18 protein-coding genes, 1 tRNA gene and 1 pseudogene are annotated in these 17,804 nt (G+C 70.7%); 11 read left to right on the top strand and 9 right to left on the bottom strand.

The genetic code is table 11. From position 1 onward, the window contains the following. Both BZY54_RS39340 and BZY54_RS39335 read right to left on the bottom strand, forming a co-directional pair. Positions 1-446: plasmid pRiA4b ORF-3 family protein (locus tag BZY54_RS39340; protein ID WP_167414147.1), on the bottom strand; the 446-nt coding region annotated here is incomplete at its 3' end. 56 nt (positions 447-502) lie between these two features. Continuing rightward, the gene (locus BZY54_RS39335; RefSeq protein WP_279634745.1) at positions 503-1,174 is read right to left on the bottom strand and encodes a transposase; all 672 of its coding nucleotides are present in this window, start codon (positions 1,172-1,174) and stop codon (positions 503-505) included. A 122-nt stretch (positions 1,175-1,296) separates the two neighbouring features. On the opposite strand from BZY54_RS39335, the gene BZY54_RS39330 reads away from it, so the two are divergent. The 4 genes and pseudogenes from BZY54_RS39330 to BZY54_RS55700 form a co-directional block, all read left to right on the top strand. Further along, the gene (locus BZY54_RS39330) at positions 1,297-1,578 is read left to right on the top strand and encodes an HU family DNA-binding protein (RefSeq protein WP_086730146.1); all 282 of its coding nucleotides are present in this window, start codon (positions 1,297-1,299) and stop codon (positions 1,576-1,578) included. A 200-nt stretch (positions 1,579-1,778) separates the two neighbouring features. Further along, entirely contained in the window at positions 1,779-1,985 is a 207-nt protein-coding gene (locus BZY54_RS39325; protein WP_086730145.1) for a cold-shock protein, read from the top strand. A gap of 55 nt (positions 1,986-2,040) precedes the next feature. After that, positions 2,041-2,114 (top strand) — tRNA-Met (locus BZY54_RS39320). Between the two features lie 394 nt (positions 2,115-2,508). Next, a pseudogene (locus tag BZY54_RS55700) lies at positions 2,509-2,702 on the top strand (transcriptional regulator); the annotation flags it as partial. 4 nt (positions 2,703-2,706) lie between these two features. On the opposite strand, the gene BZY54_RS39315 reads toward BZY54_RS55700, so the two are convergent. Beyond that, a complete protein-coding gene (locus tag BZY54_RS39315; protein ID WP_086730144.1) occupies positions 2,707-3,339 on the bottom strand; it encodes an alpha-ketoglutarate-dependent dioxygenase AlkB in 633 nt (210 codons plus the stop codon). 284 nt (positions 3,340-3,623) lie between these two features. Between BZY54_RS39315 and BZY54_RS39310 the strand changes: the two genes are divergently transcribed. The 4 genes from BZY54_RS39310 to BZY54_RS39295 all read left to right on the top strand — a co-directional run bounded on the left by BZY54_RS39310 (position 3,624) and on the right by BZY54_RS39295 (position 9,000). Further along, positions 3,624-5,297 (top strand): FAD-binding dehydrogenase, encoded by a 1,674-nt coding sequence (locus BZY54_RS39310; RefSeq protein ID WP_086730143.1) that lies wholly within the window; start codon positions 3,624-3,626, stop codon positions 5,295-5,297. A 311-nt stretch (positions 5,298-5,608) separates the two neighbouring features. Next, the gene (locus tag BZY54_RS39305; RefSeq protein WP_086730142.1) at positions 5,609-6,976 is read left to right on the top strand and encodes a M1 family metallopeptidase; all 1,368 of its coding nucleotides are present in this window, start codon (positions 5,609-5,611) and stop codon (positions 6,974-6,976) included. Positions 6,977-7,070: 94 nt separating this feature from the next. Next, on the top strand, positions 7,071-7,904 hold the full coding sequence (locus tag BZY54_RS39300) for a COG4705 family protein (protein ID WP_086730141.1): 834 nt from the start codon (positions 7,071-7,073) through the stop codon (positions 7,902-7,904). Positions 7,905-8,088: 184 nt separating this feature from the next. After that, positions 8,089-9,000 (top strand): COG4705 family protein, encoded by a 912-nt coding sequence (locus BZY54_RS39295; RefSeq protein ID WP_208640905.1) that lies wholly within the window; start codon positions 8,089-8,091, stop codon positions 8,998-9,000. Here the strand turns inward: BZY54_RS39295 and BZY54_RS39290 are convergent. Both BZY54_RS39290 and BZY54_RS39285 read right to left on the bottom strand, forming a co-directional pair. Beyond that, complete coding sequence (locus tag BZY54_RS39290) at positions 8,981-10,360, bottom strand: sensor histidine kinase (RefSeq protein ID WP_244217553.1); 1,380 nt, start codon at positions 10,358-10,360, stop codon at positions 8,981-8,983. The genes BZY54_RS39295 and BZY54_RS39290 overlap by 20 nt on opposite strands. Further along, positions 10,357-11,025 (bottom strand): response regulator transcription factor, encoded by a 669-nt coding sequence (locus BZY54_RS39285; RefSeq protein ID WP_086730140.1) that lies wholly within the window; start codon positions 11,023-11,025, stop codon positions 10,357-10,359. Before BZY54_RS39285 ends, BZY54_RS39290 begins: the two co-directional genes overlap by 4 nt. 358 nt (positions 11,026-11,383) lie before the next feature. On the opposite strand from BZY54_RS39285, the gene BZY54_RS39280 reads away from it, so the two are divergent. The 3 genes from BZY54_RS39280 to BZY54_RS39270 all read left to right on the top strand — a co-directional run bounded on the left by BZY54_RS39280 (position 11,384) and on the right by BZY54_RS39270 (position 13,508). Continuing rightward, positions 11,384-11,821: a hypothetical protein gene (locus tag BZY54_RS39280; RefSeq protein WP_086730139.1), complete on the top strand. Its 438-nt coding sequence runs from the start codon at positions 11,384-11,386 to the stop codon at positions 11,819-11,821. Between the two features lie 116 nt (positions 11,822-11,937). After that, complete coding sequence (locus BZY54_RS39275; protein ID WP_086730138.1) at positions 11,938-12,669, top strand: TSUP family transporter; 732 nt, start codon at positions 11,938-11,940, stop codon at positions 12,667-12,669. Positions 12,670-12,797: 128 nt separating this feature from the next. Further along, complete coding sequence (locus BZY54_RS39270) at positions 12,798-13,508, top strand: YwqG family protein (protein ID WP_086730137.1); 711 nt, start codon at positions 12,798-12,800, stop codon at positions 13,506-13,508. Positions 13,509-13,736: 228 nt separating this feature from the next. On the opposite strand, the gene BZY54_RS39265 is transcribed toward BZY54_RS39270, so the two are convergent. The 4 genes from BZY54_RS39265 to BZY54_RS39250 all read right to left on the bottom strand — a co-directional run. After that, entirely contained in the window at positions 13,737-14,573 is an 837-nt protein-coding gene (locus BZY54_RS39265) for a cytochrome c oxidase assembly protein (protein WP_086730136.1), read from the bottom strand. Further along, positions 14,573-15,142 carry a DUF2243 domain-containing protein gene (locus BZY54_RS39260; protein WP_086730135.1) on the bottom strand — a complete coding sequence of 190 codons (570 nt, stop codon included), beginning with the start codon at positions 15,140-15,142 and terminating at the stop codon, positions 14,573-14,575. Before BZY54_RS39260 ends, BZY54_RS39265 begins: the two co-directional genes overlap by 1 nt. Before the next feature lie 863 nt (positions 15,143-16,005). Further along, positions 16,006-16,824 (bottom strand): SAM-dependent methyltransferase, encoded by an 819-nt coding sequence (locus tag BZY54_RS39255; protein ID WP_086730134.1) that lies wholly within the window; start codon positions 16,822-16,824, stop codon positions 16,006-16,008. A gap of 208 nt (positions 16,825-17,032) precedes the next feature. Next, positions 17,033-17,804 (bottom strand): benzoate/H(+) symporter BenE family transporter (locus BZY54_RS39250; RefSeq protein ID WP_143668230.1); only part of this gene is annotated, 772 nt, incomplete at its 5' end.

The raw sequence follows: 17,804 nt of genomic DNA, 5'->3' as shown, positions 1-17,804 counted from the left end.
AGTCCCCACACACCGCCGAGGTCCTCGGCGGGCGGCATGGCCCGACGCCCGCCCGTGCACACCGCGTGCTCCCCCTCGCCCTCCCGGGCGGGGCACACCGCCTCCACCCTGATCCGGTGCAGCCAGCCGTCGCCGAAGTCGTACGTGTAGTCCATGCGGTCGCCGGTGCCCGGCAGGACGTCCGCGAGGGCGGCCTCCTCCTCGTCGAAGACCGGGATGTCGAGGTCCTCCGGAGGGGCGTATCGCCCGCCGGAGCGGCCCTCGAAGACGTGCAGGTGCATGCCCTCCCAGCCGAACGCCACCTGGACCACGTCGTGCAGCGACCCAAGGGTGATGTCCGAAGGCACCACCAGCCGCCGCCACACCGGAGGTTTCATCCCCACCAGATCGACCTTGAGCTGGTGAACGGAAGCAGTGCGCTCCCCGGGGCTGCGTCGGGCGGTCATGGCTGAGGGCTTCCCACTCGTCGGAGGCATAAGCACCAGGGCACATGACGCGCCCGTCACTGTACGCCGAACGGCTGACCCCGCAATTCTTGCAGTCCTGAGCCACAGGCCCGGCCGCCAGGCGGAATTCCCAGCCCGGCCAGAAATCGGGCGGCGATGCCCCCCGTCGGAGCTTGGCGGCCATGTCGGACACGGACGGCTCGGCCCAGGCGTACCACTGGGCCCGCTCGCGCTGCCCTGCGGCGTCGGCCGGGTGGTGGCCGTGCAGCGCGTACCACGGTGATCGTGTAGCAGTACACGGCGAAAGGGACGGTGCGTTCCACCGCGTGGCGGGTGCGGCTTCGGGCCTGGCCGGCCCCGAGCAGGTCGCGTGCCTTGGCGAAGGTGACCTCGATCGACCACCGCCACGCGTACCGGGTGACCAGGTGATCGTCGATCAACCAGGCCGACGGCCGCAGCAGCCGGTCGGTGTGGGCCGCCACGCGCCGCATCACCTCGCGGTAGTCGCAGGTGGACTGGGCGATGAAATGCGCCAGGTGCTGCCTGGGGATGCCCAGGTGCTCCGCCATCGGTTCCACTGACTTGCGCTCGCCGTCCAGCATCAGCCCGGGCAGGTACTGCCGACCGTAACCACGCTGACCTGCGGAGGCCAGGTACGCGAAAACATCGCCGTGAACTCCGTGCGACTGCCTGACGGGTCCATTGCACACTGTCCTCCCCGAAGACATGGTCACGCAGCTACTTCGCGAACCGATCGAGGACCATGACCAAGCTCTGGATGACAGGATTGACGGGACTGTCCCGTCCGCAACGCGGATCGCATGATTCCAGAAGTACGGAGAACATCCCCATGAATCGCACTGACCTGGTGGCTGCCCTCGCTGACCGTGCCGAGGTGACCCGCAAGGACGCCGACGCCGTTCTGACCGCCCTTGCGGAGACCGTGGGCGAGGTCGTCGCCAAGGGCGATGAGAAGGTCACCATCCCCGGCTTCCTGACAGTCGAGCGCACCCGCCGCGCCGCTCGCACCGCTCGCAATCCGCAGACGGGCGACCCGATCCAGATTGCCGCCGGCTACAGCGTGAAGGTCTCGGCGGGCAGCAAGCTCAAGGAAGCCGCCAAGGGCAGGTAGGCCTCATTCCCGGCGGGCAGCGGCCCGCCGCCGGATGACAGTTCAGCCCCGCTGAGCGCACAACGGCACGCTGTGACCGCGCGGAAGCCGGATAGTTGTGCCGCCCACGGGGTAGAACGGACGCCGGGTGCTCTCCGGCGACGGACGGCCCCGCCCACAGACCAGCCGGGACCTCCCGGCGATATCGAAGGACAAGCAGCATGGCCAGCGGCACCGTGAAGTGGTTCAACGCCGAGAAGGGCTTCGGCTTCATCTCCCAGGACGGCGGCGGACCGGACGTCTTCGCGCACTACTCCAACATCTCCGGCAACGGATTCCGCGAGCTCCTCGAAGGCGAGCAGGTCACGTTCGACGTGACCCAGGGCCAGAAGGGCCCCCAGGCCGAGAACATCGTCCGCCGCGGCTGACACCTGAAAATGCGCACCGCCCCGCGAGGACTACTGTGCAGAGTGGGCTTACCGACGCGGGGTGGAGCAGCTCGGTAACTCGCTGGGCTCATAACCCAGAGGTCGCAGGTTCAAATCCTGCCGCTACGAGAAGAGGAGGGACCCGGCATCAGCCGGGTCCCTCCTCATATCCGCATGGCCCGGACTGCACCGCCGAACATGTTCAGCAACCGAGCAGCAGCGGCCGGAGTCACCGCAGCGGAACGACGGTGGCCGGGGCGAGGCGGCGCAGCTCGGTCGCTGCGGCGGTCGCCGACGCGGAGCTCCAGCCCGGCGATGGCCACCGATGACGCTCGGGGAATTGGGAGCGGGTGAGAAGTGCCCGCGATGCCACCCCGATCGCGCCGGAGTGAGGGCCTGAGCCGCACTTCGCCGACCCTCACAGCGTCGATCACCCGTTCTGGCGGTAAATATCCCTCGCCGGGGCCGAGGACCGGCTCTCACAGCCCCGTACAAAGTTCCACAAGATCTGAGGACCGCGCAGATGCCTGAGTACGACATCGAGTTCGGCAAGTATGGCACCCGCGGTATCAAAGCCACGAAGCCGTCGCGCCGCCGGGCTGGGCTCCCTCGTCGGCTACATCGCCACCCCCGTCACCGGCCCGGCGAGGTCTGATAGCACGTCTGCACTACCTCACCCGCACCGGCCACGCCCGACAGGCTGCGCGCGAGGCCGGCGGCCTCAGCGCACCCCCGCCGGGCGGAACTGGATGCTGATCCGCGGTTCCGTCGCCCGGGCGCTCTTGGGTACGCAGTGCTCCCAGGTGCGCTGGCAGGAGCCGCCCATGACGATCAGGTCGCCGTGCCCGAGCGGGCGGCGGACCGTGCCACCGCCACCCCCTGCCGGACGAAGCAGCAGGTCGCGGGGTGCGCCCACGGAGAGGATCGCGACCATGGTGTCCTCGCGCGCGCCCCGCCCGATCCGGTCGCCGTGCCAGGCGACGCTGTCCCGGCCGTCGCGGTAGTAGCACAGCCCGGCCGTGGTGAACGGCTCACCGAGTTCGTCGCGGTAGTGCGCGGACAGCGTGTCGCGCGCCTCGGCGAGCACCGGGTGGGGGAGCGGGTCGTCCGCGCCGTAGAAGGCGAGCAGGCGCGGTACGGCCACGACGTTGTCGTACATCTTGCGGCGCTCCGCGCGCCAGGGGACCTCGGCGGCCAGCTGCTCGAACAGGTCGTCGGCGCCGGCGAGCCACCCGGGCAGCACGTCGATCCAGGCGCCGAGGCCGAGCTCGGTGCGGCGCAGCCCGTCCAGCGGGCCGAGCCCGAGCTCGTCGGCCTGGTCGAAGAGGGAGCCCTGGAGGTGGTGCGCGGTCATGACTCCAGCGTACAACTCAATCGAAAATCTGTTCCTATTTACTTTTCCGGTCCTGTTCCTGTCGGTCGCTCCCCGGTGGGCTCGTTTCGTCGGTCATTCCAGGGTGGCGACCCCTGTTCGATACATAGATGTATCGGATACAGTCGCGTATCAATTCGGAGGTCGGACTCGTCGCGAACGAGGCTCGGACATGGCGGCGCCCCCCGTCCGGCCGGGGCGGTCGCCTGCCGCCCGTATGCACGGAACCCCCGTACCCACGGAACTGAGGAAAGGGATCGGACGCCATGGACGCGGACGTCATCGTCGTCGGAGCCGGCCTCGCGGGCCTGGTCGCCGCGCACGAGCTGACCAGCCGGGGCCGCAGGGTCGCCCTCGTCGACCAGGAGAACGCCGCCAACCTCGGCGGGCAGGCGTACTGGTCCTTCGGCGGGCTGTTCCTCGTCGACTCACCGGAGCAGCGGCGCCTCGGCGTGACGGACTCCTTCGAGCTGGCCTGGAACGACTGGCAGGGCAGCGCACAGTTCGACCGGCTGGACGACGAGGACTCCTGGGCGGTTCGCTGGGCGCGCGCCTACGTCGAGTTCGCGGCGGGAGAGAAGCGGTCCTGGCTCCAGGGGCACGGCATCACCCTGCTGCCCACGGTGGGCTGGGCCGAGCGCGGCGACCTCAGGGCCGAGGGCCACGGCAACTCCGTACCGCGCTTCCACATCGCCTGGGGCACCGGCACGGGCGTCGTGGAACCCTTCGCCGACCACGCCCGGCAGGCGGCCCGGGACGGGCTGCTGACCTTCCACCACCGGCACCGGGTGGACGAACTCGTCGTCGAGGGCGGCGCGGCGCGCGGGGTGCGCGGCACGGTGCTCGCCGAGGACGACTCGCCCCGGGGCGTCGCCTCCAACCGGGACTCCGTCGGCGCCTTCGAGCTCACCGCGCAGGCCGTGATCGTCACGACCGGCGGCATCGGCGCCAACCACGACATCGTCCGCCGCCACTGGCCGCAGCGGCTCGGCACGCCCCCCACCGACATGGTCACCGGCGTCCCGGCGTACGTCGACGGCCGGATGCTCGACATCAGCGCGGCGGCCGGCGCACGTCTGGTCAACCGCGACCGCATGTGGCACTACACCGAGGGCGTGCGGAACTGGAACCCGATCTGGCCCGGCCACGGCATCCGGATCCTGCCCGGACCGTCCTCCATCTGGCTCGACGCCCTCGGCCGCCGGCTGCCCGTCCCGTGCCTGCCCGGCTACGACACCCTGAGCACCCTCCGCCACCTGCGCACCGGCGAGGACATCGCCGGCCACGACCACTCCTGGTTCGTACTGACCCGGAAGATCGTCGAGAAGGAGTTCGCCCTGTCGGGCTCCGAACAGAACCCCGACATCACCGCCAAGGACCGCAAGGCCGTGTTGCGCGACCGGCTCCTCGGCAAGGGCGCGCCCGGACCGGTGCGGGACTTCCTGCGGCACGGCGCGGACTTCGTGGTCGCCGACACCCTCGAACAACTCGTCGAAAAGATGAACAAGCTGACCGACCAGCCGCTCCTGGACGCCGCCGAGGTGCGGCGCCAGGTGGAGGCCCGCGACCTGCAGATGGCCAACCCCTACAGCAAGGACGCCCAGGTCCAGGGCATTCGCAACGCCCGCCGCTACATCGGCGACCGCCTCGGACGGGTGGCCGTTCCGCACCGCATCCTCGACCCGGAGGCCGGGCCCCTCATCGGCGTCAAGCTGCACATCCTGACCCGCAAGACCCTCGGTGGCATCCAGACCGACCTCGACTCCCGCGCCCTCGGCACCGACGGACAGCCCATCGACGGTCTCTACGCGGCCGGCGAGGTCGCCGGCTTCGGCGGCGGCGGCGTCCACGGCTACAACGCCCTGGAGGGCACGTTCCTCGGCGGGTGCCTGTTCTCGGGACGCGCGGCGGGACGAGCGGCGGCCGAGCAGACGGCCTGAGCGAGGGGGCGAAGCCAGGGGTGGAGCCAGGGGCCCGACGGGAGCGGCGGGGCGGCCTGTGCGGCGGGCCCGCGGACGACGGCCGGGCGGACGGCCTGTGCGGTGGGCCGGAATGCGGTGCGGAGCGGCTCAACCGCCTTGCGAAAGGCGTGACTTGACCCGAACGAGGGCGACGGGGCCGGCGGTCGGGGCCTAGTGTGAGGGCTTTGATCACCGCCGCCCCCCGGAGCACCCGAGAGCCCGAAGGAGAGCAAGTGACGCCACCCCGAAAGCAGCCCGCCCGACGAGGCGCCGTCCTCAGACGCGGCATAGTGGCCGGCACCGTCCCCATAGCCGTCACCGCGCTGCTCGCGGCCGCCGACCCAGCCGGGGCCGGGACGACCGGCGCCGCCGGCGCGGGCGACCCCTACTTCCCGCTCGCCGGCAACGGCGGCTACCACGTCTCCCACTACGACCTGACGCTGCGTTACGACCCGGGCAGCCGGCACCTGGACGGCACGGCGGTCCTCGCCGCCCGCGCCACCCAGCGGCTGACCGGGTTCGACCTCGACCTCAAGGGCCTGAAGGTCACCGGGGTCACCGTCGACCACGCGAAGGCCGCCTTCCGCCGCGACGGCCAGGAACTCGTCGTCACCCCGAGAACCGCCCTGCGCGCGGGCCGGCCGTTCCGTGTCACCGTCACCTACGGCGGCACCCCCGGGCCGGTCACCGACCCCGACGGCTCCCTCGACGGCTGGATCCCCACCGACGACGGTGCCTTCGTCGCCGGGGAGCCCCAGGGCGCCATGACCTGGTTCCCGGCGAACAACCATCCCCGGGACAAGTCGTCGTACGACTTCACCATCACCGTTCCCCGAGGACACACAGCGGTGGCCAACGGCCTGTACCTCGGCAGCCGCACCGCGCACGGCCGCACCACCTTCCGCTGGCGCCAGCGCGAGCCGATGGCCGCCTACCTCGCCACCGCCACGGTGGGGAAGTTCAAGGTCGAGCAGTACACCACGCGTGACGGCCTCAAGGTCTACAACGCCGTCGACCCGCGCGAGACGAACGCGGCCGCGCCCGTGCTGAAGAAGCTGCCCTCGGTGCTGGAGTGGGAGAGCAGGCTGTTCGGGCCGTACCCCTTCAGGGCCGCGGGGGCCGTCGTCGACCACGCCCGAGACGTGGGTTACGCACTGGAGACCCAGAGCAGGCCCCTGTACGACTCGGCGCCGGACCTCGGCACCCTCGTCCACGAGAGCGCCCACCAGTGGTTCGGCGACTCCGTCTCCCTCACCCGCTGGAAGGACATCTGGCTCAACGAGGGCTTCGCGACCTACGCCGAGTGGCTCTACGCCGAGCAGCACGGCGGCCAGAGCGCCCAGAAGGAGTTCGACGCGCTCTACGCCCGACCGGCGGGGGACGAGCTGTGGGCGTTCCCGGCCGGCGACCCCGGCAGCGGCCGGAACATCTTCGCCACGCCCGTCTACGCCCGGGGCGCCATGACCCTGCACGAGCTGCGCCGGGCCGTCGGCGACCCGGCGTTCTTCCGCATCCTGCGCGCCTGGGCGTCCGGTCACCGCGACGGGCACGGCACCACCGCGCAGTTCACCGCCCTGGCGAAGCGGATCTCGGGAAGAGACCTCGACGGGCTGTTCCACACCTGGCTGTTCACGAAGGGCAAGCCCAGCACTCCCTGACAGGCCGATGAGTTCCGCACGGGCGTCGGCCCCGGTCGACGCCTGATGTGGGCGCTCAGGATGCGTTCAGGTATTCGGTGGCACGGTCCGGCCCATGACCTACGAAGCCTCCGAGATGTCCGTGATACCGGCGGCCGGGAGCACCGTTCCTCGCCACGGCCGCCGGCTGCGCTGGAACAAGGTGCCGGAAGTCACCGTCTACTTCTGGATCATCAAGGTGTTGTGCACGACGGTCGGAGAGACGGCGGCTGACCTGCTGAACGAGAAGGCCGGTCTCGGTCTGACGGGTGTGTCGTTGCTGATGAGCGCCCTGCTGGCGGTGGTGCTGGTGGTGCAGTTCCGCACCCGTGCCTACAGCGCGGGCGTCTACTGGCTCGCCGTGGCGCTGATCACCGTCGTCGGCACGTTGATCAGCGACAACCTGACCGACAACATGGGCGTGCCGCTGGAGACGAGTACCACGGTGTTCGCCGTCGTGCTCGCGGTCGTGTTCGTCCTCTGGTACCGGCGCGAGCGCACCCTGTCCATCCACCACATCGACACCGCGGGCCGTGAGTCCTTCTACTGGCTGGCCGTGCTCTTCACCTTCGCCCTGGGCACCGCCGCCGGTGACCTCGTCTCCGAGCGGCTGGCTCTCGGCTACTGGCTCTCCGCCGCGCTGTTCGCCCTCACGATCGCCGCGGTCGCCGTGGCCCACTTCGCGCTCGGCCTGAACGCCGTGTGGAGCTTCTGGATCGCCTACGTCCTGACCCGTCCGCTGGGCGCATCGATCGGCGACTACCTCTCCCAGCCGAGCGGAGACGGCGGTCTCGGACTGGGCACTGTCGTGACCAGTGCGCTGTTCCTGATGGTCATCCTCGGCCTGGTGGTGTATCTGGTGGCGACGCGCAGCGACGTGCTCGACCCGGAGCCGGAGCCGGAGCTGTAGGCGGGCCGGACGTCCGGCGGACGGTCGCCTGAAAAGCCGCATTGCAGAGCATTCAGGTTGTTTTCAGGGTATTTCTGTCATCGTGGGAGTCTCGGCCCTTACTTGCGGCTGACTCATCGAAACGAGGCGCTCGTCCCCCTGAGGGGGCGGGCGCCTCGCCGGCGACGGACAGGAGCATTCGACGGTGGAACAACCCGAAGTCCTCACCGACCTCGACGTCCCGAGCACGCACCGTCCGTCGGCCGGTACGGCCACGTCGGTGATGAAGAAACTGCCCGAGGTCACCCTCACGTTCTGGATCATGAAGATCGCGGCGACCACTCTGGGCGAGACCGCCGGCGACCTCTTCGCGCAGACCCTGAAGATGGGTTACTTCCTCACCACGGTCGCCCTTTTTCTGATCTTCGTGGTGACGCTGGTCGTCCAGCTCGGGTCGAGCCGCTACAACCCGTTCTTCTACTGGACCGTGATCCTGTCGACCAGCATGGCCGGCACCACGATGTCCGACTTCATGAACCGTGACGCCAGCGCCAAGTACCTCTCGGACGGTGCCACGGCGCTGGGCTGGGGACCGCAGGGGCTCGGGCTCGGATACCCGGCCGGCGCGGCGATCCTCGTCTCGATCCTGCTGGTCGTCTTCGCGCTCTGGAAGCTCTCCGGGATGACGTTCCAGATCCGCGACATCGTCACTTTCCGGGGCGAAGCACTGTTCTGGTCGGCCATCCTCGTCTCGAACACGCTCGGGACCTCCCTGGGCGACTTCCTCTCCGACAGCTCCGGCCTCGGCTACGCCGGCAGCGCACTGCTCGTGACGGGTCTGCTGGCCGTCCTCGCCGCGCTGATGAAGGTGCCGGCGGTGCCGAACGTGGCGCTGTTCTGGATCGCGTTCGTCCTGACCCGCCCGCTCGGGGCCACGGCGGGCGACTTCCTCACCAAACCGGTCGCCAAGGGCGGGCTGAACCTGGGGACGGTGGGTTCGTCGGCGGTGTTGCTCGCGGTCCTGTTCGGGCTGATGGCCTACGCCCAGGTGTGCGAGCGCAGGAACACCGCCTCGCTCGCCGGGGGGCCGGAACCGGTCAGCCGGCCGGCAGACTGACGGTGAACCGCGCCCCGGGCGTGTGCCCGGGGTCGTGGGACACCTCGCCGCCGACGGCGCGGGCCAGCCGCCTGGCGAGCGGAAGCCCGAGGCCGGCGCCGTCGTGTCCGTCGGTGCAGTCGGCGCGCCGTCCGGGACGGAAGAGTTCGGGTGTGAAGTCGGCCGGCACGCCGGGGCCGTCGTCGACGACGTCGATGCACACGTCACCCAGTACCGGCCGCGCGGTGACGGTCACGCGCGCGTGCGCGTACCGGGCGGCGTTGGCCAGCAGCGGACTGACGATCCGTTCGAGCAGGGCAGGCGCCACCCCCGCCTTCAGTTCCGGTTCGGCTGCCTCGACGACGGTTTTCACCTGCTGCGGAATGTCGACCTGCTCGATCAGGCGCCGCAGGACGGGCACGACCTCGGCGGTGCCGGGGGACGTCGACGGGAACGTGGCGTTCTCGCGTGCCTCGTACAGGAGCGTGTCGCAGATCGTGCGCATGGACTGCGCCGCCTCGGCGATCACCTCGTAGGTCGCCTCCGTCTCGGCGGCCGAACGCGGCCGGGACCGCCACCAGTCGAGCTCGATGACGATACGGCTGAGCGGGGTGCGCAGTTCGTGGGACAGTTCCCCGGTCAACTGGCGCTCGTGGCGCAGCAGGGCTCGTATCCGGTCCAGCAGCGCGTCGAGCGAGGCGCCCAGGCGGGCCAACTCGGCTGGGTGCTCCGCGCTGCCCAGGCGTTCGTCGGAGGCGACGGCGCTCCACTGGGTGGCCTGGTCGGTCATCGCGCGCACGGGACGCAGTGCTCTGCCGACGGCCAGGCGCGTGAGTGCGTAGGTGCAGCCGAGCATGACGGCGTCCAGCACCAAAGACCCCACGAGCAGCGTGTTCGCCGAACTCCGGTAGGGGGTGAGGTCCAGGGCGGCGACCACGGTGGCGGAGACATGGCGGCCAAAGACGTTCTGGGAGCACAGCCGGACGTCCCGGCGGCCGTCGGCACGGACGGTCGTGCAGGCATGCACCTGCTCCGACGCGAGTCGTACGGCGGCTTGCGCCAGGGGGCTGCGGGCCGTGGTGGAGGGCGGCTGTTCGAGCAGCCGTGTCCCGGCGTAGATCCATACGTTCGTGTCGAGGAGCCGGTCGTTGGCGGTCTCCACGATGCGGACCCGGGGGCCGCTGGTGTCGACGGTCGTGGCGACGGCGGCCGTCCGGGCTCGCAGTTCGTCGTCCGCCTGGTGCTGCAGGTGCCGGCCCGTCACGGCGTTGAACGCCACGGTCAGGACGGTCATGAGCAGTGCCGCGGTGGTCAGGGCCACGAGCGAGAGCCGGCCGCGCAGGGTGCGCGGCGCCAGGTGGCGTACGAGTTTCCCGTTCACGAGAGCCGGTGCCCGATCCCGCGAGCCGTACCGACGGTGAGGCCGCTGCCCGCGGTGCGCAGCTTGCGGCGCAACCGGGTCAGGTACTGGTCCAGGGTGTTGTCACTGACCTGGGCGCCCTCGGGCCAGGCCGCCCGGACCAGCTCGCGACGGCGAACGAGTCCGCCGTCCGCGGCGGCCAGGGCGGCCAGCAGCCGGAACTCGGTCGGGGACATGGCGACGGGAACACCGTGCACGGTCACGCTGTGTCCGGCCGCGTCCAGCACCAGCTCCCCGGCCCCGGCCGAGGCCGTCGACGCCGGTGCGGCACGCCTGAGCGCCGCTCGCAGCCGGGCGGTGAGCTCGGCGAGGTGGAACGGCTTGCCCAGGTAGTCGTCGCCTCCGGCGGAGAACCCGGACAGCCGGTCGCTGAGCCGGTGCCGGGCGGACAGGAAGACGACGGGGGCGAGGAACCCGTTCGCTCGCATCGCCTGACACACGTCCCGTCCATCGGCGTCGGGCAGCCCGACGTCGAGGACGGCCGCGGCGATGTCGGCCGTGGCCAGCCGCAGGGCGGTGGCACCGTCGGCGGCGCAGACGGGGTCGAAGTCCTCGTCGGACAGGCCACGCCGCAGCACGTCACGCAGGGCGTGGTCGTCCTCGATGATCAGGATCTTGTGGCGCATGGTCCTCCGACGGCCGGGACCCCGTTCCCTGTGGGCTGCCCCAGCACGCACGACGACTGACTACAGTCATGTAGACGATTTACAGCACTCTAGACGAACGGAGCAGCAGACCTCGTTCCCACATGCCCACTCTCTTTCAGAGACCATGCTGTCGGCGGAGCTCGGCATCGACGCCTTCTCCCTGCCCGGCGGCGGGTCCCGAGGCCGGGTGGCGCTCCCCGGCCGGCTTCCGGCCACGAGCGGCAACCGGGTGCACACACGTACGCCGGCCGCGACCGGCCGGTCTCCTCGACGAGGCAGGCGGGGCGTGGTGCCGGTACGCGGGGGCGGCCGTGTCCGACGGTGATTCACTGGCCCGATGAACGCGTTCGACGAGTACCTCACGGACTGGCGGTTCGGCGAGGACTGGCGGCCAGTGGCCGAGCACCTGGCGGCCCGCGTCACGAGCTGGTCCAGTGGGGCGCCGGCACCCGAAGACTTCTGCGTGGACTTCCCCACCGACGTCCTGTGGACCGAGGGCCTGCTGGTGTGGACGAGCCTGGTGGACCCCGTGCGCGACGTGATCAGCACGTGCCTGGGCGGCCAGATCGACCGTACGGGTCTGCGCTGCGGCCTTCTGAACCCCCACAACCCGGGAGACCATCTCGAATGCCGGTTCGTCCTGCCCGGCGAGGGAAGGCCCCTTCCCGAACTGGCGGATGAGCTTCTGGAGTGGGTGGCCGCCGAGGCCGCCCGTCTCTCGACCAGCCCACCGCGGCTCCCGCGCGCGCCGAGATCCGTGCGATTGGATGCCTGACCGCTTCCCGCCCCCGGCTGTCTCTTGCTTTCTGCCGCCCGAGCGGCTGTTCATGATCCCCGCCCCTGGCTAGCCTGGCGTCTCTTCGCTGCTTGGTACTGCCGAGAGGACCGCCGGTGACGGGTGGGTGGGCGCATGATCTGCTGCTGGGTGGGATCGTGCTGCTCGGTGCAAGCGTGCAGTGGCTCACCGGGATGGGGTTCGCACTCGTGGCCGTTCCCGCCCTCGTGCTGCTCCTCGGCCCGGGCGAAGGCGTGGTGCTCGCCAACTGCGCCGCCGGGGCCATCAGTGTCGTCGGACTCGTCGCCGGATGGCGGAGGGTGCGGCTGAAGGCCATGGTTCCATTGTGCGTCGCGGCCGTGTGCACCGTGCCGGCCGGGACCTGGGTCGCACGGCGGCTGCCCGAGCCAGTGTTGATGGTCTATATGGGGGCGCTCGTGACCGTCGCGGTCGCGCTCGTGATGTTCGGGACGCGCGTTGCCGTCCTCAGCGGCGGCGCGGGTGCGGTCACTGCAGGTGCCGCTGGTGGGTTCATGAACTCCGCGGCGGGTGTGGGGGGACCGCCGATGTCCCTCTACGCCGTCAACGCGGGCTGGTCCGTACGGGAGTTCGTGCCCAACGCACAGTTCTACGGGGTGGTGGTCAACGCCGTCTCGGTGGCGTCCAACGGGATGCCGAGGCTCAGCACACCCGACTGGAGCCTGGTCGTGGGAGCGATGGCCGCGGGTGCCCTGATCGGCAGGCAGCTCTCCGGGCGCGTACCCGAGAAACACGGACGTCTGCTCGTACTCCTGCTCGCCCTGGCGGGAGGCGCCACCACGCTGGTGAAGGGGCTCTGGGGGCTGTGACCGACACCAGTCGACCAGCCCTCGAAACGAGGCCCTCGCGATCCGATCCCGGGCGCGGGGTCGTGCGTACCCTCCCGCAGGCACCTCCCGCGGGCGGCTGGGACAGCGGCAGCCTTTAGGGTGAGCGGATGCTCGAAGCTGATGTGAAGGACGGGCGGGCGGGGCTGCCCGCGTACGCGATCGAGGTAGGAACCGAGCCCCTGGCCCGGCCGACGCGCAACTCGGTGGGCGGCTGGCCCTTCCTCGACGAGGGCCAGGAGTGGCCGGAGTGCTTCTGCGGCGAGCGGATGGCGCTGTTCTTCCAGCTCGACATCCCGACGGACCTGGAGCCGTTCGCCGGAGACCACCTGCTGGTCTTTCACTGCCGCGCGCACAACGACGCGTCGGAACCGGAGTTCACCGACGACCGGCTCGTGCCCCGGTACTGGGATGCTCCGCAGACGCCCTACCCCCGTCCGTTCTGGCGTGTGATGCTCCAGCGCCACGCGACGCTGCCCGCAGCGCAGCCCGAACCGTCCCTGCACGCGCTGCCGCTGACCCTGCGGCCCTTCGAGGACAGCCCTGACGCACGAGGACTCGGAGCCCAGGCGTTCAAAGTGGGCGGTACGCCGTCCTGGGCACAGGACCCCGAGTTCTACCGGTGCGCCTGCGGCGCCGACCTGGTGTACCTCTGCCAGGTGCCGGAGGGCATGGAGTTCGCCGTCCGTCCCGGCCAACCGGAGCAGTCCTACAGCCTCCGCGCCGACACCTACTGGCTCTTCCTCGGCAACGAGGTCTACCTGCTGGCCTGCCCGGCCCACTGCGACCCGGCCGCCGTCTGGCCGGTGAACCAGAACTGAGCGTGGGCACCGCCGACCGGTCCGGCGGCCGAGCGTGCCGGCCTGCGCCGGTTAGTCATCCACGGGGCCGTGCTCGGTGCCGTGCCTGCATGGCTCCACCGCGCTGGTGGCATGTTCGCTGCATTGCACGCGTCACTGAAGCTCTGACCGCGGAGGACTTGCTGCTCCGGTCAGGCCGAGGCTTTGCGGGGGCGTCCGCCCCATCGCCCTCGATGTGTGCGACCGGGTTCAGGCCCGCTCGGGGATGGTGGTGGTCGTGGCGGGCGGAGTGTGTGCGACAGGGTGAGTGCGGCGTTCCGGGCGCCAGGTCGTGACGAGGGCGGCGGCCAGGAGCAGTTCGGCGATGTCGCCGCCGTAGTACATGATCTCGGCGCCCTGCTGGACCTGGCCGATGGGGGCGTGGATGTCGATGAAGAATCCGCCGTACATGGCCTGGGCGATGAGGGCGTGGGCGGCGATCGCGATGCCGAGGTAGACCAGCCGGGCCCGCACGCCGGGCCGGTTGGGTGCGGGGTCGGGGCCGGCGATGGCGTGGGCGAACAGGCAGCCCGATGCGAGGAAGTGCGCGTGCATGAGCCAGTGCCCCAGGGGGTGGCTCATGGCGGTGTCGTACAGGGGCGTGAAGTACAGCCCCGCCAGGGTGCCGGTGCTCAGGGCGAGCGCCACCGCGGGATGCGCCGCCACCCGGGCCGGTGGGCTGTGCAGCACCGCGGTCACCCGGCGGGCCTGGGCGGGCGGCAGCGCGCGCAGCGACAGGGTGACCGGCGCGGCCAGCACGAGGGCGAGCGGCGCGTACATGCCCAGCAACATGTGCTGGGCCATGTGTCCGCGGAAGTCGGAGTGGGCCGCGGGCGCCAGTGGCGGCAGCAGTGCGAGGGCGAGCAGGGCCAGCCCGGTGAGGAACGACGCCGACCGTCCGGCGTTCCAGCCCTGTGCGGGGTTGCGGCGCCGGGCCCGGTGAGCGGCTAACAGATAGCCGCCGGCCACGGCGATCAGGACCAGCAGGGTCAGCGCCGCCTCGGGCAGGACGCCACCGCCGTGGCCGTGATGCCGCATGCCGCCCATCAGGCGAGGCCTCCGGCCCGTCCGGCGCTGTGCGAGGCCTCGGGGTCGAAGGGCCGGCCACTGCGCTGGAGCAGATAGCCGCCGATCAGGAACAGGCCGCCCAGGACGAGGAAGCCGGCGTCCCACCACGCCTGGTAGGGGCCGCCGCGAACGTGGTGGATGCCCAGGATCTGGTGGTCCAGCAGTCCTTCGACCAGGTTGAACAGGCCCCAGCCGGTCAGGATCCAGCCCCACAGCACCCGCGAGGTCCACACCGCCCGCCGGTTGTGCGTGACCCGTGAGTACAGGACAGCCAGACCCAGCAGTACGAAGACCCAGCACACGGCGTGGAAGACGCCGTCCCACACGGTGTTCATCTCCAGTCCGGAGACAGTGCGGGGGTCGTAGTACTTCACCCCGATGCGGTCGTGGTCGGTGCTGGTCAGCATGTGGTGCCACTGCAGCAGTTGGTGCAGCAGGATGCCGTCGACGAACCCGCCGAGGCCCACTCCGAGGAGGATCCCGGGCAACCGCAGACTGTTCGGCAGCGCCGCGGTGGGCGCCCGGACCGTGTCCGCCGTGGTGGCCATCGGCTGGTCTCCGTCCTGTCGACAGTGCGCGTCGGGCCTTCCGGACACGGTTTCCCGCCCGGCGCACCCCGATCACCCGTTCCGCGCAACTTCAGCCACATCGCCCAGGCTCGGGCGATCCGTCTCGACCGACGACAACGCCGCTGGGGGCGCCGCCCACGCCCTTGAGGCAGTGGGGATGGCGTGCCAGGCCCCGCGAGCCCGGCGTGATCCAAACGAGAGATCCTGGCTACGCCTGGACCGGTCGAAGGAGGAACTGGCCGACCAGCGAGCCGCGACCGACCTCGGCCGGACCGCGGCCGACTTCGAAGAGGACGTGCCGGTCGCCGGCGCCTCCGTCTACAGCCGGATGATGACCGTGCCCGGGGGAGTCCTTGTTTCCGCCCGGACACGGACTTCGGGGAGGGAACCGTCCGCCTGCGGACGGCCGACGAGGCCCGGCCTCTCCTCGACAAGGTGTACGACCGGGTCCGCACCGCAGCGATGGGCTGGCCGGACCGCCGGCCGGAGCACCGGACCGTCCGCCTCGCCGCCCCCCCCATCGGCGTGGCGGGGCCACCTTGCTGTGGTTCGCCGTGCACCGGGACGGCGACGGCAGGGCCCCGGGCTACGCGCTGGCGGCACCACCCTGGCCGGCCTCGCCGCGGTGGGTCTCGTCGAGGAGCTGCGGCCCGGTGCGCTCTCCCTCGCTTCGGCAGCCTTCCGCGGCGAGCGTGAGCCCTGGTATCCCGGCGGCTGGGCCTTCCCGTTGTACTGAACAGCCGCCGGGCTCTGCTGGACGAACGCCCCGCTCTCCTGCGAAGCCGCCCGGCTCTGCTGAACAGCCGCCCGGATGCCGCAGCAGCCGAGGGCGGCCCCTCTTCCTAGACCTTCCGGGCCAGCCCGGCGGCGATGAGGTGCTCCCAGACGGTGAGCTCCCGTTCGCCGTTGCCGTTCCACGGGTTGTCGACCACCTCGGGACGCCACAGGGACGCGGGGACGATCCCGGGGTCGAGGATCTCCAGACCGTCCAGCAGGGATTCGATCTCCTTGTCGGTGCGCCACCGGCCGCGGCCGAAAGTCTGCTGGAGGACTTTCTCGGCCTCCGCCGTCTCCGGGTTGTTGCCGGAGCGGAAGTGGCTGACGAAGAAGTAGCTCCCGGACGGCACCTGGTCGCGCCAGTAGCGGACGATCGCGGCAGGGTCCTCCTCGTCGTTGACGTGGTGGAGGATGGCGCTGAACATGACGGCGACGGGGCGGTCGAAGTCGATCAGTTCACGAGTGTCCGGATGGTTGCGGATGGCCTCGGGGTTGCGTACATCGGCCGCGACGACACGGGTCCGATCGTTCTCCTCCAGCAGTGCACGGCCGTGGATCAGCACCTGGGGGTCGATGTCGACGTACACGACCCGGGACTCCGGAGCGTGCCGTTGTGCGACCTGGTGGACGTTGTCGGCGGTCGGAAGACCACTGCCAAGGTCGATGAACTGCCGTACGTCGGTGGTCGTCGCGATCTCCCCAACCGCCCGGGTCAGGGCTGCGCGGTTGGCGAAGGCGATGGCTACCGAACCAGGGAGGTCACGTTTGAACACCTCGCCGATCTCCCGGTCCACGGCGTAGTTGTCCTTGCCGCCGAGCAAGAAGTCGTAGACGCGGGCGATGCTGGGCCTGGTGGGGTCGATAGAGGAGCCTTCATCCGTCATGGCGACCATCCTCCCCTGCGTCGTGGCCTGCTGACCAGCACTTCGGAATCCCCAAGCGCACCAATTTCAACGTCTCGCCGGCGCTTTGCAGTCGGGTCCGCGCCGAGCGCTCTTCGATCACCGCCCGCCGAGTCGGTGTCCGGTCTCCGGAGCGCTCGTCGCCGTGTCCTGTCCCGCCCCGTCCGCGACTGGTGGTCGGCTGCTCCCGTCAGGGCGAGGGCAGTTCACCGGCCGGGACCGAGGACGACGGGGTGTTCGCCGGGCGGTCCTGTGCCGGCGCGGGCGCCGAGCCCGCGGGGGTCAACCTGCCGCGTCGCCCGGCGTTCGCGATGACGCTGGTGAGCGCGCCCGCGAGCAGCCCCCAGAAGGCGGACCCGATGCCCAGCAGCGTGACGCCGGACGCGGTGGCGAGGAAGGTGACGACCGCGGCCTCCCGCGAGGTCTTGTCGGAAAGGGCCGTGGCCAGGGAGTTCTCGATCGTGGCCAGCAGCCCGACGCCCGCTGTGGCGAGCACCAGGGCTTGCGGCATGGCGGTGAGCAGCGAGGCGACCGTGGCACCGAACACACCGACGCAGAGATAGAAGATCCCGGCCCACACGGCGGCGACGTAGCGCTTGTTCCGGTCCGGATGCGCCTCCTCGCCGGTGCAGATCGCGGCGGTGATGGCGGCGAGGTTCAGCCCGAACGCGCCGAACGGGGCGAGCAGGACGTTGATCGCTCCGGTCCACGTCATCAGCGGCGACACCGGCACGTCGTAGCCCGAGCTGCGGAGCACGGCGACTCCGGGCAGGTTCTGCGAGGCCATCGTGACCACGAACAGCGGCACACCGACGCTGACGAGGACCTTCCAGTCGAAGTCCGGCGCGACGAAGACCGGCGAGGCGAGCGAGATCCGCAGCCTGTCGAGGCGCCACCCGCCGGTGAGGACCGTGGCCAGGACGCCACCGGCGAGGGCCACCAGCACCGCGTACCGCGGTACG

Source organism: Streptomyces carpinensis, from assembly GCF_002154505.1.
GTDB classification, from domain to species: domain Bacteria; phylum Actinomycetota; class Actinomycetes; order Streptomycetales; family Streptomycetaceae; genus Streptomyces; species Streptomyces carpinensis.
This window is presented reverse-complemented; position numbering and strand designations above follow the sequence as displayed.

Bases quoted from the DNA above. Each gene is read 5' to 3' on its own strand.
- BZY54_RS39270 (WP_086730137.1), top strand. From the start codon at position 12,798: ATGCTCGAAGCTGATGTGAAGGACGGGCGGGCGGGGCTGCCCGCGTAC.
- BZY54_RS39265 (WP_086730136.1), bottom strand. From the start codon at position 14,573: ATGGGCGGCATGCGGCATCACGGCCACGGCGGTGGCGTCCTGCCCGAG.
- BZY54_RS39255 (WP_086730134.1), bottom strand. From the start codon at position 16,824: ATGACGGATGAAGGCTCCTCTATCGACCCCACCAGGCCCAGCATCGCC.
- BZY54_RS39335 (WP_279634745.1), bottom strand. From the start codon at position 1,174: ATGTCTTCGGGGAGGACAGTGTGCAATGGACCCGTCAGGCAGTCGCAC.
- BZY54_RS39310 (WP_086730143.1), top strand. From the start codon at position 3,624: ATGGACGCGGACGTCATCGTCGTCGGAGCCGGCCTCGCGGGCCTGGTC.
- BZY54_RS39280 (WP_086730139.1), top strand. From the start codon at position 11,384: ATGAACGCGTTCGACGAGTACCTCACGGACTGGCGGTTCGGCGAGGAC.
- BZY54_RS39325 (WP_086730145.1), top strand. From the start codon at position 1,779: ATGGCCAGCGGCACCGTGAAGTGGTTCAACGCCGAGAAGGGCTTCGGC.
- BZY54_RS39300 (WP_086730141.1), top strand. From the start codon at position 7,071: ATGACCTACGAAGCCTCCGAGATGTCCGTGATACCGGCGGCCGGGAGC.
- BZY54_RS39260 (WP_086730135.1), bottom strand. From the start codon at position 15,142: ATGGCCACCACGGCGGACACGGTCCGGGCGCCCACCGCGGCGCTGCCG.
- BZY54_RS39315 (WP_086730144.1), bottom strand. From the start codon at position 3,339: ATGACCGCGCACCACCTCCAGGGCTCCCTCTTCGACCAGGCCGACGAG.
- BZY54_RS39285 (WP_086730140.1), bottom strand. From the start codon at position 11,025: ATGCGCCACAAGATCCTGATCATCGAGGACGACCACGCCCTGCGTGAC.
- BZY54_RS39330 (WP_086730146.1), top strand. From the start codon at position 1,297: ATGAATCGCACTGACCTGGTGGCTGCCCTCGCTGACCGTGCCGAGGTG.